Below are 14,374 nucleotides of genomic sequence, written 5' to 3' on the forward strand. Positions count from 1 at the left end.
TCAAGATTTCATTGTATGAAATCGCAGAAAGGAACAAGAATGACAACGACAAAATTGTCAAATGATGTACTGAGCATCGCAATTCAAGATTTTGGTGCTGAATTGCACTCAATACAAAAAGACAGCGTAGAGTACCTTTGGCAAGGGGACCCTGATTTTTGGGCACGTCAAGCACCCGTGCTATTCCCGATTGTTGGTAAATTAAAAAACGGCAGTTACACTTATGATAATGAAACATTCAAACTTGGTGGCCATGGTTTTGCACGCGATCAAGTCTTTGAGTTACTTGAAAGTGAAGATGATGAAGCCGTTTTTGAATTGAAAACCAATAAAGAAACAAGAGAGGTTTATCCTTTTGATTTTCGTCTTAGAATCACCTATAAGTTAATCGGAAATCAGTTGACTGTGCAGTGGGAGGTTAAAAATCTTGATGATCAAGAGATGTACTTTGGCATTGGTGCGCATCCAGCTTTCAATGTGCCACTAGAAAATGGCAAATTTGAAGATTACCGTTTGACGATTACACCAGCACAGTCTCGTCAATATATCCCGCTGAATCCAGCAACTGGTGTCCTTGATTTATCTCAAAAACACACAGTTGATCAGTCTGAATTCGCTTTGACACGTGAGCTTTTTAAGGATGATGCCTTGGTATTTGAAACCCCTGAAGCAACGGAAGTATGCTTGTCTAGTACAGCAAATGACCGGTCAGTTAAAATTTCTTGGGAAAATATGCCATTTGTTGGTCTGTGGAGTCCTTATCCTGCTGACGCTCCATTTGTTTGTATTGAGCCATGGTGTGGTATTGCGGATGATCAAAATACAGATGGTGATTTAACAACTAAGTTTGGTATCAATGCACTTGCTCACGGTAAAAAATTCAAAGCTAGATATACGATAACGATTAACTAAATCTGGCGGCTAAGTATATCAGTCAGGATAAAGTCTAGTTTCTCATCGATATCAGGTATGAGAAACTAGACAAAAAATGCTAAGCCGTACCCATTGGGTGATGTGGTTATATAAATGAGATTGAGGGAGTAAATATGCAGATAACAGATTTACAAAATGGTTCGGACATTCGAGGAATTGCAATTGCAACACCTGAATATCCAATTACTTTAACACCAGAAGTTGCTGAAACAGTTGGTCGCGGTCTTGTGAACTGGTTGGTTGTTGAAAAGCAATTAGGTAACCAGCTTGAACAAGAAAAGTTAACAATAGCAGTGGGGCAAGATAGTCGTTTATCAGGAGATGAGCTAAAAGCTGCCCTGATAGCAGGTATCACCTCACAAGGTGCGCATGTCATTGATACAGCGCTATCAACGACGCCTGCGATGTTTAAGTCAACCCAATTTTCTGACTTTGATTGTGATGCTGCAGTGATGCTCACAGCAAGTCACTTACCTTATTATTTCAATGGTATTAAAATTTTCAGCCGTGAAGGTGGTGCTGAGCATGAAGACATTCACTATATTCTGACACATACGGCTAAAAATACACAGACAAGTCTTGGCAATATCTCAAAAAAAGATTTACTCACCCCTTATGCGCAAGACTTGGTGAATCAAATTATTAAGGGAGTAGGTCTTGCGGACTCACAGCCGCTTACAGGTTATCATATCCTCGTAGATGCCGGTAATGGTGCAGGTGGCTATTTTGCTGAAAAGGTCTTAGCAGTCTTAGGTGCCGATACTTCTGGCAGTCAATTTTTAGAGCCTGACGGTCATTTTCCAAATCATATCCCGAATCCTGACAATCCTGAAGCCATGGCGAGTATCCGTCAAGCGGTTTTGACTCATCAAGCGGACCTCGGCGTGATTTTTGATACAGACGTTGACCGTAGTGCTGTCGTTGATCAATTTGGCAACACCTTAAATCGTAATAATCTGATTGCCGTTTTGTCAAAAATTGTTTTGGAAACAACGCCAGGCAGTACCATTGTCACAAATTCACCGACATCAACGCATTTGAAAAAGTTCATCACGCAACTTGGTGGTAAACAAGTGCGCTATTTATGTGGCTATCGCAATGTCATCAACAAAGCCATTAAACTTAATCAAGAAGGGGTAGATACGCCTCTTGCCATTGAAACAAGTGGGCACGCTGCTTTCAGGGAAAATGATTTTCTTGATGACGGTGCCTACGTTATTGCCAAGATTTTAATGTTATTACCACAATTAAAAGCAGAGAATCGTCAGTTGAGTGACCTGATTTCAGATTTGCAACAACCAGTCGAAACTCAGGAAATTCGCTTTAAAATCAATTTGGCCGATTATCGGCCTTATGGTGAACAGGTGATTACAGACCTCGGTGAATTTGTGGCAGCAACAGCAGATTTTGACACTGACACGGATAATGAAGAGGGCATTCGGGTTAATCTGACAGGTGATTATGGTGAGGGCTGGTTTTTACTACGCATGAGTCTTCATGAGCCTTTGCTTGTATTACAGGTCGAAAATGATGTGCTTGGCAAAAATCATCTCGTCTTTCAAAGATTAGCAAAGTTTTTCAAGCGCTATCAACCATTGGATAAATCAGCTTTGGAGAAGTTACTGCAATAGGAATTGACAAAAATTGAGGTAGCCATTTAAAATTTGGATGTTGGTCATTTAAAATTTTTATGACTAGTCTCCATTTTTTGTTGTCTAAACGTGCTAAAATAATAGCAACTATAAAATATGGTGAGGTGAAGGATGACTAAGCAAGTGAAGCAGAACATAGCAAAAATGGATACGATTTTATCTCATATTGGTATCAATCAAGATGAGGCAACAGGGTCTTTGATTTCACCAATTCATTTTTCAACGACCTACCAGCATCCTGAGTTTGGAAAGTCGACAGGATTTGATTATACGCGAACGAAAAATCCAACGCGTACTAATTTGGAAGAGGCTTTGGCAGCGATTGAGGCTGGGCAGTTTGCGATTGCGACTAGCTCAGGTATGGCGGCCATAGTATTGGCATTAGAAATCTTCCCTGTTGGCTCGAAAATTGTGGCGTCCCGTGATTTATACGGTGGTTCTTTTCGTTGGTTTAATGACCAGCAAAAACGTGGGATTTTCGACTTCACTTATGTGGTGACAGAGGCTGATATGTTAGCTGCGATTACGCCTGAAACGGATATTGTCTATATTGAAACACCGACCAATCCACTCATGATTGAAGTTGACATCGCTAAGGTGTCCCAAAAAGCACATGAAAATGGTGCAAAAGTGATTGTAGACAATACCTTTTATACCCCGATTTATCAGCAACCATTAGTGCTAGGTGCTGATATCGTTGTTCATTCAGCAACCAAATATCTAGCAGGCCATAATGATGTATTGGCGGGAGCTGTGATTGTTAAGGAACAGGACTTATATAATCAGTTGATTTATAACCTCAACACAACTGGTCCAGTATTGTCACCATTTGATAGTTATCTGGTTATGCGTGGTTTAAAAACACTCGCTTTGCGGATGCGTCAGGCAACGGTCAATGCTAATCAAGTTGCTGATTTTTTAAGACAGCATTCAGCAGTTAAAGAAGTGCTCTATACAGGGCTGGGTGGCATGATTGCTTTTAAAGTTCATGAGCAGGATAAAATTCCAACTTTAATTAATACGCTCAAAGTGATTACTTTTGCTGAAAGTCTAGGTGGTGTAGAGTCATTGATTACTTATCCAACGACACAAACTCACGCAGATATTCCGGCGGAAGTCAGAGCGAGTTATGGCTTGACGGATGACTTACTACGCTTATCGATTGGTATCGAAGATGCTAACGATTTGATTGATGATTTGGCGAATGCCTTGAAAGTGTGATGATAAATGGTAAGAAAATATGACTTTACAACTGCACCAAAAAGATTAGGGAATAATTCAGTGAAATGGCGAGAAACGGAAAAAGATTCGGAGATTCTACCTATGTGGATTGCCGACATGGATTTTAAAACTTTTCCTGAGATGAGTGCTGCGATTCAAAGATTCGCAGATTTTGGTGTTTACGGCTACGCCTATCCAGCGCCGTCACTTTTTGAAGCAATTGTGGCTTGGGAAAAAAATCAGCATGGTTATGAAATTGAGCCAGATGATATCACACTGATTGAAGGTGTCGTACCTGCATTATCCGTTAGCATACAGGCTTTCACTCAGGAAGGTGATGCTATTTTGATTAATACACCACTCTATCCGCCGTTTACGCGTTCAATTCAGCTTAATAAGCGCAAAGTCGTAACAAGTCCTCTCGTTGAACAGGATGGTCGTTATACCATTGATTTTGAGCAGATGGAGCAAGATATGATTGATAATGACGTCAAACTCTATGCGTTTTGTAGTCCGCATAATCCTGGTGGCCGTGTCTGGACTAAGGAAGAGTTGTCGCGCGTGGCAGATCTTTGTCGCAAGCATCACGTTATCCTCGTGTCAGATGAAATTCATCAAGATTTGGTGCTGTTTGGGCATCAGCACCACAGTATCAATACCGTTGGTGATTATAGCGATTTTGCCGTCATCTTAACTAGCGCCACAAAAACGTTTAATATCGCTGGTACTAAAAATGCTTTCGCCATCATCGAAAACCCAATCCTCAAAAAGCAATTTAGAGATCGCCAGTTGGCTAATAATCAGCATGAAATTTCTACTTTAGGCCTTATTGCGACAGAAACAGCGCTGACCTACGGTCAGCCATGGTTGGAAGAACTCAAGCAAGTACTAGAAGAAAATATTACTTATTTAATAGATTATTTCGCTGAACACGCACCAGGAATTAAAGTCATGAAACCAGAGGGCAGCTATCTCGTCTGGTTAGACTTCAGTGCTTATGATTTATCTCATGACGCCTTACAGCAACGCTTGCGTGACCAAGCCAAAGTCATCTTGAATGATGGGACAAGCTTTGGTATTGAAGGCAAAAATCATGCTCGATTTAATGTTGCAGCACCAATTGACCATGTGAAATTAGCAGCACAACGCATCGCTGATGTACTCCCTGAATAAAGTAAAAGACGACCTGAATGGCTACGTCTGGATGATGATAGACTTAGGCACCTAAAAACAAAGAAAAGAGAAATCACCAGTACCATAGCAAATACGACAGTTTTTTGATATAATGTTTAGGAAAGAAAATATCAGAAAGTTGGTTTATAATAATGGGAAAATTTCAAGTTGTGACGCATCCGCTAATTCAGCATAAACTCACTATTTTACGTCAAACATCAACAGGGACAAAAGATTTCCGTGAACTTGTGAATGAAATTGCTATGCTTTTGGGCTATGAAATTTCACGTGAATTGCCACTGGAAGATGTTGAAATTGAAACACCAATCATAAAAACAGTCCAAAAAACTTTATCAGGGAAAAAATTAGCAATTGTACCGATTTTGCGTGCTGGTATTGGGATGGTTGATGGAATTCTATCTTTAGTTCCAGCAGCAAAAGTTGGGCACATCGGCATGTACCGTGATGAAGAAACATTACAACCAGTAGAATACCTCGTTAAATTACCAGAAGACATTGACCAACGCCAAATTTTTGTTGTTGACCCAATGTTGGCGACAGGTGGCTCTGCTATTTTAGCAATTGACTCACTTAAAAAACGTGGTGCAGGTGCCGCAAATATTAAATTTGTCTGTCTTGTTGCCGCACCAGAAGGTGTTAAAGCTTTACAAGAAGCACATCCTGATATTGATGTCTTTACCGCTGCCTTGGATGAAAAATTAAACGACCATGGTTATATCGTCCCAGGTTTGGGTGATGCGGGCGATCGTTTATTTGGCACTAAATAAGCAAATGAAACAACTTGAATTTGTTCTAACACATTTTAGTGACAGCAGAGAATATCTTAAAGATGGTTATTATCGTGTTCAGGACTTTGGTGATGATGTCTATGAACTTGAATTTTCAACGGCAGGATATTGTGGGACTTTTGATAGTCATCCAGCTATTAAATTTCGAATTATTCCTGAAACCCAAACCATTACTTTCTTACTTTATCGAGATATGGTTGCGAGACCTATCCAGTTTTTCAAGCCAGAATCAGAAAGTGATGATGCCTTTGTTCAAGAGCGTTTTAATCAACTAGTGGCTAAATTTTATCAAGCCAAACAATCAACTTAGCACCTCCATATGGCAGGTGTTTTTTGCTAAAAAATACAGGAAAATACTTTGATTTCATTTTCTTTGATGTTATAATGGAGAAATGAGTCAGTGCAATTAAAAGCGGTGTGAATTTAATTTAGGATTAGGTTATTTTAATAAATATCTATAATTTTTTTTGCTTTTCTTTTAAAATATAGAACAGACTTAACGGAGTAATTTTGAAAAAAATAAATGTGAAACAGATTTTGGTTGGGAAACCTTTAAAATCAACAGATGATGACAGTCATCTGCTCACAAAATTCCAAGCCTTAGCGATGTTATCTAGCGATGCCCTATCATCAATTGCTTACGGGACAGAGCAAATTGTCACAGTGCTTTTGACTCTATCTGCGGCAGCTATTTGGTATAGCTTGCCGATTGCGGCACTTGTACTTGTCTTGCTAGTTGCCTTGACGTTGAGCTATCGACAGATTATCCACGCTTATCCACATGGCGGTGGTGCTTATGTCGTTTCGACGGAAAACTTGGGGGCTAATGCTGGCTTAATAGCAGGTGGTAGCTTGCTTGTTGACTATATGCTAACGGTAGCAGTTTCAGTTTCAGCGGGTGCTGATGCGATAACTTCAGCACTCCCAACCTTGCACCCTTATAATCTTCTGATTTCGATTATCTTAGTTTTATTATTAATGTTGATGAACCTTCGTGGCCTTCGGGAATCAGCTGGTTTCTTGCTAGTGCCAGTTTATACTTTTGTAGCAGCGACAGTTTTGTTGCTAATCGTTGGTTTGTTCAGAGTGATAACTGGTGATTTATCTTATAATGCCACGAGTCATATAGGGAGCGTTGTTCCAGGTATTTCAATCATTCTTTTGCTCAAAGCCTTTTCTAGTGGTTCAGCCAGTCTGACCGGTGTTGAGGCAATTTCAAATGCTGTACCATTTTTCAAAAAACCTAAGGCACGTAATGCGGCTGGGACGCTTGCATTAATGGCTATGATTCTGGGTTTATTTTTTACGGGCATTACCTTCCTAAACTATTATCTAGGTGTGGTACCTAATGCACATTCAACCGTACTATCGCAAGTTGCACATACAATTTTTGATTTTAATGGTGTTGGTCGCATTTTCTATTATGTTTTTCAGTTCTCGACTGCTATGATTTTAGCCGTAGCTGCAAATACAGGATTTTCAGCTTTCCCGATGCTCAGTTATAACCTAGCCAAAAATAAATATATGCCTCACATGTACATGGAAAAAGGCGATAGATTAGGCTACTCAAATGGTATCATTAGTCTTGCTGCTGGAGCAGTGATTTTACTTGCAATTTTTAATGGCTCGACTGAACGTTTGATTCCGCTTTATTCAATTGGCGTTTTTGTGCCGTTTGCCCTTTCCCAAACTGGGATGGTGGTCAAGTGGCACCGTGAAATGGGCGGCAAGTTCTGGCGTCGTGCCATGTCTAATATGATTGGCGCTGCGATTTCTGCAATTATCGTTTTGATTTTATTAGTTTTCCGTTTAGCTGACATTTGGCCTTTCTTTATTGTTATGCCGATTTTGATTGGGATTTTTTATGCGATTAAGCGTCATTATACGGAAGTGGCACATCAGTTGCGACTTGAAGATAAGGTAGTTGACCATGTTTATTCTGGTAATGTTGTCATTGTTCTTGTCGGCAATGTGACCAATGTTGCTGTGGGTGCCATGAGCTATGCCCAATCTATAGGCTCGGAAATTTTAGCTGTTCATGTTTCAACTAAAGAAACTTATCGCAAAGATAAAGAGGTTGAGACAGAGTTTAAGGCTTTATATCCGAATGTCCGTTTTTCAATAGTGGAATCAAGCTATCGCGATATTGTTAAACCAGTTGTTCGTTACGTTGATTTAGTATCCAAATCAGCAGAGAAGAAGAATTATACGGTGACGGTTATCGTCCCTCAATTCGTCCCAAAACATTCTTGGCAAAATATTCTTCACAACCAAATGTCTGTCCGTATGAGATACTATCTCAGCTGGCGTGATAATGTGGTGGTGTCAAGTTATTCTTATCATTTGAAGAAATAAGATGAAAACGTAGATGTTATTATCTGCGTTTTTTGAATCATCTGTTGACTAAATTACTAATTGCTAATATAATTATGATATTAATAAAGTGCAATTTATAAGAAAGTTGGATAGGAATGAACGGGAAAAGTTTTTTAAGGAATTTAAGCCGTAAAACTAAGATAACCATTGCTACAGTGATTGTTTTAGCCGGTGGTAGCATGGGAACGGCAGCGACGATTTCAAATCATCAAGAACAAGTCAAGACAGCTAAAAGTGCTTTATACCAACAAATCGATGATTTATCAGATTTTAAAAGTAGTGAATTTTTATCGCTAACGTATACTAAGATAATTGATGCACAAGTTGAAAAATATGAGAAAAAGCATGATAGTCTCAAAAAATATTCTGATATAGAGCAGATTAAGTCAGAGACGAAACGTGTCAAGAAAGAAAGTGATAAAGCTAAGGCGCTGATTGCGAAAAATAAATCTAATCAGACCTTGCTAGAAAGTAGTATAGCAACAGCTGAGGCGTATATTAATGATAAAAATATTTCCTCGGAAAATAAAGAAAAGTTAACTAAGTTATTAATAGTATCTCGAAAGAACATTGATGACAAAATTTTTGAAAAATTAAAAGAGCAAAATAACTCGTTAAAAACAGCAAGCGAGCAGATCAAAGTTCAAATTGATCAGACAGGTGCTGATGGTGTTAGAAAGTCTCAAGCAACACTTGAGGTGCAAAAAAATGTTCAAGAGCTTTTGAAAAGTTCATTTACATCTGAAACTGATAAACAACTACTCAATACTGGTTTATATAATATCACAGCTGCTAAAACAGAATCATCTGCTAATTCAGCTGTCACAACCCTAAAAGCAACAATCGCTGCAACTCAAAAACATAATAAGCCTGCTGAAGATAAAGCAAAAGCAGAAGCAGAAAAGAAAGCAGCTGAGGCTGCGAAAGTCGCAGCAGAAAAAGTTGAAGCAGAAAGAAAAGCAGCAGAAAAAGCCGAGGCTGATAGAAAAGCTGCGGAAGTGGCTCAGGCCGCCGAATCTGAAAAGGCAACACAAGCTGAAACAGCAAATGTCAATAACACAGCTGCTAGTAAGTGGGCAATTGAAGATGGCTATACTTGGTATACACGTAAAGGTCATAGTACAGTCATTCCTCCTGGTGGTAACTTACCTCCAGGGTACCATTGGCAAGTCCCTTAATAGATATTTAAACTTAAAATATGATAAACAATAAAAAATCCTGAACACTACAGTGGACAGGATTTTTTTGATTTAATTTATTTTAACAAGCCACGCTCGCGATACCAGAGGTCTGGTTGCCAAACCCAGCTAGTATCATATTGTTTCAGTAAGTCAAAACTTTCATCAGGACCCATTGAGCCAGCTTGGTAGGGATAGAGTGGTGCTTTATCCGCTTGCCAAATGCTGACGATTTTATCAATCAAAGTCCAAGAAGCTTTTACCTCTTGCCAATGACTGAAATTCGTCGCATCGCCATTTAAGACATCATACATTAATTTTTCATAGGCTTCTGGCGAATTGCCAAGCGCTTCTGCATCATGACGGAAGTCGAGTTTGACTGGTTCAACCTCGAAACTTTTACCAACTTCTTTACCATTAACTTGAAGTGAGAAGCCTTCTGTCGGCTGAATGTAGATGGTCAGGATATTTTGCTCAATATCTTGATTGAAAATATTTTGCTCATTTTTAAAAAGGATATTAATTCGCGTGCCTTTTTCAGTTAGACGTTTACCAGTTCTGAAGAAGAAAGGGACACCCTTAAAGCGATCCGTCTCGATAAAAAAGACGCCACTTGCAAATGTTTCAGTTTTTGAAGTAGGATCCACAGATGGTTCGTCAACATAGGATGGATAATCTTGTTGATTGATACATCCTGTTTGATATTGACCGCGAATGAAATTTTTAGCAATTGTTGCTTCATCGGGAATACATAAATTTTCAAGTACTTTGATTTTTTCAGGTAAGACGTCTGCGCTAGAGAAAGACGCAGGCTTGTCCATGGCCAAAATCGAAAGCACTTGTAGAATATGATTTTGCACCATATCTTTCAACGCACCAGATTTATCATAGTAGCCACCTCGATCTTCAACCCCGATAGATTCCGAGAAAGTAATCTGAATATTGTCAATGAACTCACGATTCCAAACATGTTCAAATAGAACATTTGCGAATCGTACGGCAAAAATATTTTGAATCATTTCCTTACCTAAGTAATGATCAATCCGGAAGATTTGATTTTCGTTAAAGGTCTCAGATAAGGCTTGATTCAGCTCTTTAGCCGTCTCCAAGCTTGTACCAAAAGGTTTTTCGATGATAAGTCGCTCAAACCCGAGGCCATCCACAATATGTTCTGATTTGAGATGACTAGCAATCGTGCCAAAAAACTCTGGTGCCATGGCTAGGAAAAAGACTTTATTATGGCCAGTCTCATATTTAGCGCATAAATCATCTTGCAAGTTTTTCAAAGTGATGTAGTGTTCAGCGTCCTCAACATCATGGCTTTGGTAATAAAAATGAGACGCAAATTTTTCGGCTTCTGTTTTTGAGGTCGTCAGATCGGCAATTGCATCCAAAACAACACCTTCAAAATATGCTTTAGTCCAAGGGCGACGCGCTGTCCCAATCACAGCAAAATGCTCTGATAAGACACCGGATTTATATAAGCGGAACAGAGAAGGATAAAGCTTGCGCTTAGCTAAATCGCCACTCGCACCAAAAATTGTAAATATTACTTGAGTCATATTGTTAGTTCTCCCAAAATTTCATTTGCCTATTATTCTAATTATATCAGAAAAAAACTCAGAAGTTCCGATAAACGTATGGATTTGTCGGTTTTTCGACCTTATCAATGTGGTCAGGTTTGATAACCGGCAATTCTCGTTTAAAAGGTGTGTAATAAGCCGTCTGAATTTGTCCGGTGATGCTTAACCAAGTATTGTCAGGATAAGTGGTGCCATCCGTTAAAGTTCTCAGGCCGAATACCCCAGAATCTGCGATGCAGTGAATAATCCCAAATCTAAAGAGGAACTGAGCACTGGCATCTGTGGGGTCGTTATACACAAAACCAGTGTAGGTGATGGTTTTACCTTCAAAGGTACCAGGAAAATTATAAATCAGCTCCATGATTTCCATATAGTTGTTATCTGTCACAGTAATCTTTGACAGATTTTCGTATTTGGCTAATTCCTTTTTCATCAGCTTGTCATAAGCTGACTTGGTAAAATAAACACTGGTGTTAGGTTGTAGATATTGAATTTGCGTGCCATCAGAACTATCGCCAGACCCTTCTGCTAGAGGGAAATTAAATCCTTTAGCTGAGACAATAGTTGCATCCAATGATTTAGACGGAATGAAAACAATAGCCATAAGTGGTGTGGCAAGTAAAACGAGCGCAAAAGCTCTTGAAAATTTAGTTTGTAAATGATGATTGTGCTCTGCATGGCGAATCCAGTTGACTAACTGAACAATAGCAAAACCCAGGGATAAAATTGCGGACAGCACCGCCAGATAGCTGTAGTGTGTATTGATATACTGATTGAGTTTACCAGTCAGCTGCAAATACATCATCAGCTCGAAATAACCGGACAAGATAAGAAACCGAATCATAGGAGACTCACCCCCAAACTAATAGATAAGACTAAAACTGAGATTGCAACAACATAACGGACGATAAATTTCGGTTTAAAATAAGCGCTCATCATCAACAAATTTTTCATATCAATGACAGGACCATATAAAAGGAATGCTAAAATCGGTGCTGGTCCAAAAAGACTAATCAAGCTCGCGCCGATAAAGGCATCCGCCTCACTACAAAGCGAGAGCAAGAAAGCGAAGACCATCATGACGATAATACCGAGTAATGGTGTATGGGTAACAGTCGTCAGCAGTTTCGTTGGCACGAAAACCTGAATAGATGAGGCGACTAGACTCCCGAAAACGAGGTAACGGCCAGTATCAAAAAACTCGTCAACGGCGTGTGAGAGTGCGGACCAGAGGTTTTGCAACCGAGATTGCTTTGCAATAGGGTGCTCGTGTTCAGCTACCCTTGCACGATTGAGTAGGATTGGCTCATCTAATCGATAAGCAAGTAGTAATCCGACGATTAAAGCCATCACCATGGCGCCACCAAGGCGCAAAAAAGCAAATTTAAATGAATTACCAAAGGCGATAAAAGTTGCGAATAAAACGACGGGGTTAATCATCGGTGCTGCGATAAGAAAAGGAATGCCTGTATAAGTTGGGACTTTCTTTTCTAGGAAACGGTTGACGATTGGTACGATGCCACACTCGCAGGAGGGAAAAAAGAAACCAGCCACAATGCCCACGATGACACGCCAAAAACGGTTTTTGGGCAGGTATCGGTTGACAATATCAGGTGATAGATAAGTTTCAATGATGCCTGAGATGAGGCAGCCAAAGAGGACGAAAGGTAAGGCTTCAATAATGATTGATAGAAAAATCGCAGCCAGCTGTGAGAAAGTGTCTGGTAAATGACTAATCATGAGTAAACTTGTCTTTTCTAGCTTGTGGTGCTTCGAATTTTTTTAGAAAATCTTCTGGCGATTTGATTTTTTTATCGGATGTTTTCTCGATTTTATCTGGATCAGTGAATTCGACTTGTGGTGGCAGTGCTGCTAGCTCATCTAAAACTTTATCTAGGTCATCGCGTTTTTTAAAGGTTAAGGCCATTTGGTTTTTCTCTTTTCTATAAGAAGTAATACTTACATTTTACACCATTTTTCATGAAAATATCACGTCATAAACAAAAAACATCTTTTTTTACGGTGAAATACTTGCTTTTTTTCAAAAAACCTTTATAATTAGATAGTAATGGTAGATTGTCGTATTGCGCAGTCTGTCTAAAAAATATATTTTTTATTCTAAAGGAGACATTTTTAAAAATGGCTAAAGAAAAATACGATCGTTCGAAACCACACGTTAATATCGGTACTATCGGACACGTTGACCATGGTAAAACTACACTTACTGCTGCAATCACGACTGTATTGTCACGTCGTCTGCCTTCATCAGTAAATACACCTAAAGACTACGCTTCAATCGATGCAGCACCAGAAGAACGCGAACGCGGTATTACTATCAATACTGCTCACGTTGAGTATGAAACTGAATCACGTCACTATGCCCATATTGATGCCCCAGGTCACGCGGACTACGTTAAAAACATGATCACTGGTGCCGCTCAAATGGACGGCGCTATCTTGGTAGTAGCTGCAACTGACGGACCTATGCCACAAACTCGTGAGCACATCTTGCTTTCACGTCAAGTTGGTGTTGGTAAATTGATCGTTTTCCTTAACAAAAAAGACCTTGTTGATGATGAAGAATTGATCGAACTTGTTGAAATGGAAGTTCGTGACCTCTTGTCAGAATACGATTTCCCAGGTGATGATACACCAGTTATCGTTGGTTCAGCGCTTAAAGCTCTTGAAGGCGACACTGAATACGAAGACATCATCATGGAATTGATGGATACTGTTGACTCATACATCCCAACGCCAGAACGTGACACTGACAAACCTTTGCTTTTGCCAGTCGAAGATGTATTCTCAATCACTGGTCGTGGTACTGTTGCTTCAGGTCGTATCGACCGTGGTACTGTTCACGTCAATGATGAAATCTCTATTGTTGGTATCAAAGAAGAAATTTCTAACGCTATCGTAACTGGTGTTGAAATGTTCCGTAAACAACTTGACGAAGGTCTTGCTGGCGATAACGTTGGTGTACTTCTTCGTGGTGTTCAACGTGACGAAATCGAACGTGGTCAAGTTATTGCTAAACCAGGTTCAATCACACCTCACAAAAAATTCAAAGGCGAAGTTTATATCTTGTCTAAAGACGAAGGTGGTCGTCATACACCATTCTTCGATAACTACCGTCCACAGTTCTACTTCCGTACAACTGACGTAACTGGTTCAATCAAACTCCCAGCTGGTACTGAAATGGTAATGCCTGGTGATAACGTTTCTATCGACGTTGAATTGATCCACCCAATCGCCGTTGAACAAGGTACTACTTTCTCTATTCGTGAAGGTGGACGTACTGTTGGTTCAGGTATCGTTGCAGAAATCGAAGCTTAATTCATTTAGACTTCCAAATCTATTTATTGGTCGGACAATAAATAGAAAAGCACTCAGAGAAATCTGGGTGCTTTTTCTGTACTTTTTTGGTTCTTTGTCAAATCGTGTGGGAA

The 14,374-nt window shown here is 39.6% G+C and carries 13 protein-coding genes; 9 read left to right on the forward strand and 4 right to left on the reverse strand.

Features of this window, described 5'->3' with window-relative positions:
- The first annotated feature begins 39 nt into the window (after window positions 1-39).
- The 8 genes from RR45_RS09890 (at window position 40) to RR45_RS09925 (ending at window position 9,342) form a co-directional block, all read left to right on the forward strand.
- On the forward strand, window positions 40-912 hold the full coding sequence (locus RR45_RS09890; RefSeq protein WP_031366675.1) for an aldose 1-epimerase family protein: 873 nt from the start codon (window positions 40-42) through the stop codon (window positions 910-912).
- A 134-nt stretch (window positions 913-1,046) separates the two neighbouring features.
- Complete coding sequence (locus RR45_RS09895; protein ID WP_031366676.1) at window positions 1,047-2,564, forward strand: phosphohexomutase domain-containing protein; 1,518 nt, start codon at window positions 1,047-1,049, stop codon at window positions 2,562-2,564.
- Between the two features lie 132 nt (window positions 2,565-2,696).
- The gene (locus RR45_RS09900) at window positions 2,697-3,806 is read left to right on the forward strand and encodes a cystathionine gamma-synthase (RefSeq protein ID WP_031366677.1); all 1,110 of its coding nucleotides are present in this window, start codon (window positions 2,697-2,699) and stop codon (window positions 3,804-3,806) included.
- A gap of 6 nt (window positions 3,807-3,812) precedes the next feature.
- The gene (locus RR45_RS09905; RefSeq protein ID WP_031366678.1) at window positions 3,813-4,979 is read left to right on the forward strand and encodes a MalY/PatB family protein; all 1,167 of its coding nucleotides are present in this window, start codon (window positions 3,813-3,815) and stop codon (window positions 4,977-4,979) included.
- Between the two features lie 152 nt (window positions 4,980-5,131).
- Complete coding sequence (gene upp / locus RR45_RS09910; protein ID WP_031366679.1) at window positions 5,132-5,767, forward strand: uracil phosphoribosyltransferase; 636 nt, start codon at window positions 5,132-5,134, stop codon at window positions 5,765-5,767.
- Window positions 5,768-5,771: 4 nt separating this feature from the next.
- Window positions 5,772-6,098, forward strand: coding sequence for a hypothetical protein (locus RR45_RS09915; RefSeq protein WP_143188717.1), 327 nt, complete (start codon window positions 5,772-5,774; stop codon window positions 6,096-6,098).
- Window positions 6,099-6,307: 209 nt separating this feature from the next.
- Window positions 6,308-8,143, forward strand: a complete 1,836-nt coding sequence (locus RR45_RS09920; RefSeq protein ID WP_031366681.1) for an APC family permease — start codon at window positions 6,308-6,310, stop codon at window positions 8,141-8,143.
- A 116-nt stretch (window positions 8,144-8,259) separates the two neighbouring features.
- Window positions 8,260-9,342, forward strand: coding sequence for a hypothetical protein (locus RR45_RS09925; protein ID WP_072353472.1), 1,083 nt, complete (start codon window positions 8,260-8,262; stop codon window positions 9,340-9,342).
- A 77-nt stretch (window positions 9,343-9,419) separates the two neighbouring features.
- Here RR45_RS09925 and zwf read toward each other — a convergent pair whose 3' ends face one another.
- From zwf to RR45_RS09945, 4 genes are read right to left on the reverse strand one after another with little or no spacing between them, the layout of a single operon-like run.
- Entirely contained in the window at window positions 9,420-10,904 is a 1,485-nt protein-coding gene (gene zwf, locus RR45_RS09930) for a glucose-6-phosphate dehydrogenase (RefSeq protein ID WP_031366683.1), read from the reverse strand.
- 58 nt (window positions 10,905-10,962) lie between these two features.
- Window positions 10,963-11,769 (reverse strand): TIGR03943 family putative permease subunit, encoded by an 807-nt coding sequence (locus tag RR45_RS09935; RefSeq protein WP_031366684.1) that lies wholly within the window; start codon window positions 11,767-11,769, stop codon window positions 10,963-10,965.
- Complete coding sequence (locus tag RR45_RS09940) at window positions 11,766-12,665, reverse strand: permease (protein ID WP_031366685.1); 900 nt, start codon at window positions 12,663-12,665, stop codon at window positions 11,766-11,768. The genes RR45_RS09935 and RR45_RS09940 overlap by 4 nt, the downstream gene beginning before the upstream one ends.
- Window positions 12,658-12,852 carry an SPJ_0845 family protein gene (locus RR45_RS09945; protein WP_031366686.1) on the reverse strand — a complete coding sequence of 65 codons (195 nt, stop codon included), beginning with the start codon at window positions 12,850-12,852 and terminating at the stop codon, window positions 12,658-12,660. Before RR45_RS09945 ends, RR45_RS09940 begins: the two co-directional genes overlap by 8 nt.
- Before the next feature lie 212 nt (window positions 12,853-13,064).
- Here RR45_RS09945 and tuf point away from each other — a divergent pair, with 212 nt between their 5' ends.
- Window positions 13,065-14,261, forward strand: coding sequence for an elongation factor Tu (gene tuf, locus RR45_RS09950; protein ID WP_031366687.1), 1,197 nt, complete (start codon window positions 13,065-13,067; stop codon window positions 14,259-14,261).
- Window positions 14,262-14,374 lie beyond the last annotated feature (113 nt).

Source organism: Pseudolactococcus chungangensis CAU 28 = DSM 22330 (assembly GCF_002441885.1).
Classification (GTDB): Bacteria; Bacillota; Bacilli; order Lactobacillales; family Streptococcaceae; genus Pseudolactococcus; species Pseudolactococcus chungangensis.

Coding starts and splice junctions, on each gene's coding strand:
- RR45_RS09890 (WP_031366675.1), top strand. CDS start 40: ATGACAACGACAAAATTGTCAAATGATGTACTGAGCATCGCAATTCAA.
- RR45_RS09895 (WP_031366676.1), top strand. CDS start 1,047: ATGCAGATAACAGATTTACAAAATGGTTCGGACATTCGAGGAATTGCA.
- RR45_RS09900 (WP_031366677.1), top strand. CDS start 2,697: ATGACTAAGCAAGTGAAGCAGAACATAGCAAAAATGGATACGATTTTA.
- RR45_RS09905 (WP_031366678.1), top strand. CDS start 3,813: ATGGTAAGAAAATATGACTTTACAACTGCACCAAAAAGATTAGGGAAT.
- upp (WP_031366679.1), top strand. CDS start 5,132: ATGGGAAAATTTCAAGTTGTGACGCATCCGCTAATTCAGCATAAACTC.
- RR45_RS09915 (WP_143188717.1), top strand. CDS start 5,772: ATGAAACAACTTGAATTTGTTCTAACACATTTTAGTGACAGCAGAGAA.
- RR45_RS09925 (WP_072353472.1), top strand. CDS start 8,260: ATGAACGGGAAAAGTTTTTTAAGGAATTTAAGCCGTAAAACTAAGATA.
- zwf (WP_031366683.1), bottom strand. CDS start 10,904: ATGACTCAAGTAATATTTACAATTTTTGGTGCGAGTGGCGATTTAGCT.
- RR45_RS09935 (WP_031366684.1), bottom strand. CDS start 11,769: ATGATTCGGTTTCTTATCTTGTCCGGTTATTTCGAGCTGATGATGTAT.
- RR45_RS09940 (WP_031366685.1), bottom strand. CDS start 12,665: ATGATTAGTCATTTACCAGACACTTTCTCACAGCTGGCTGCGATTTTT.
- RR45_RS09945 (WP_031366686.1), bottom strand. CDS start 12,852: ATGGCCTTAACCTTTAAAAAACGCGATGACCTAGATAAAGTTTTAGAT.
- tuf (WP_031366687.1), top strand. CDS start 13,065: ATGGCTAAAGAAAAATACGATCGTTCGAAACCACACGTTAATATCGGT.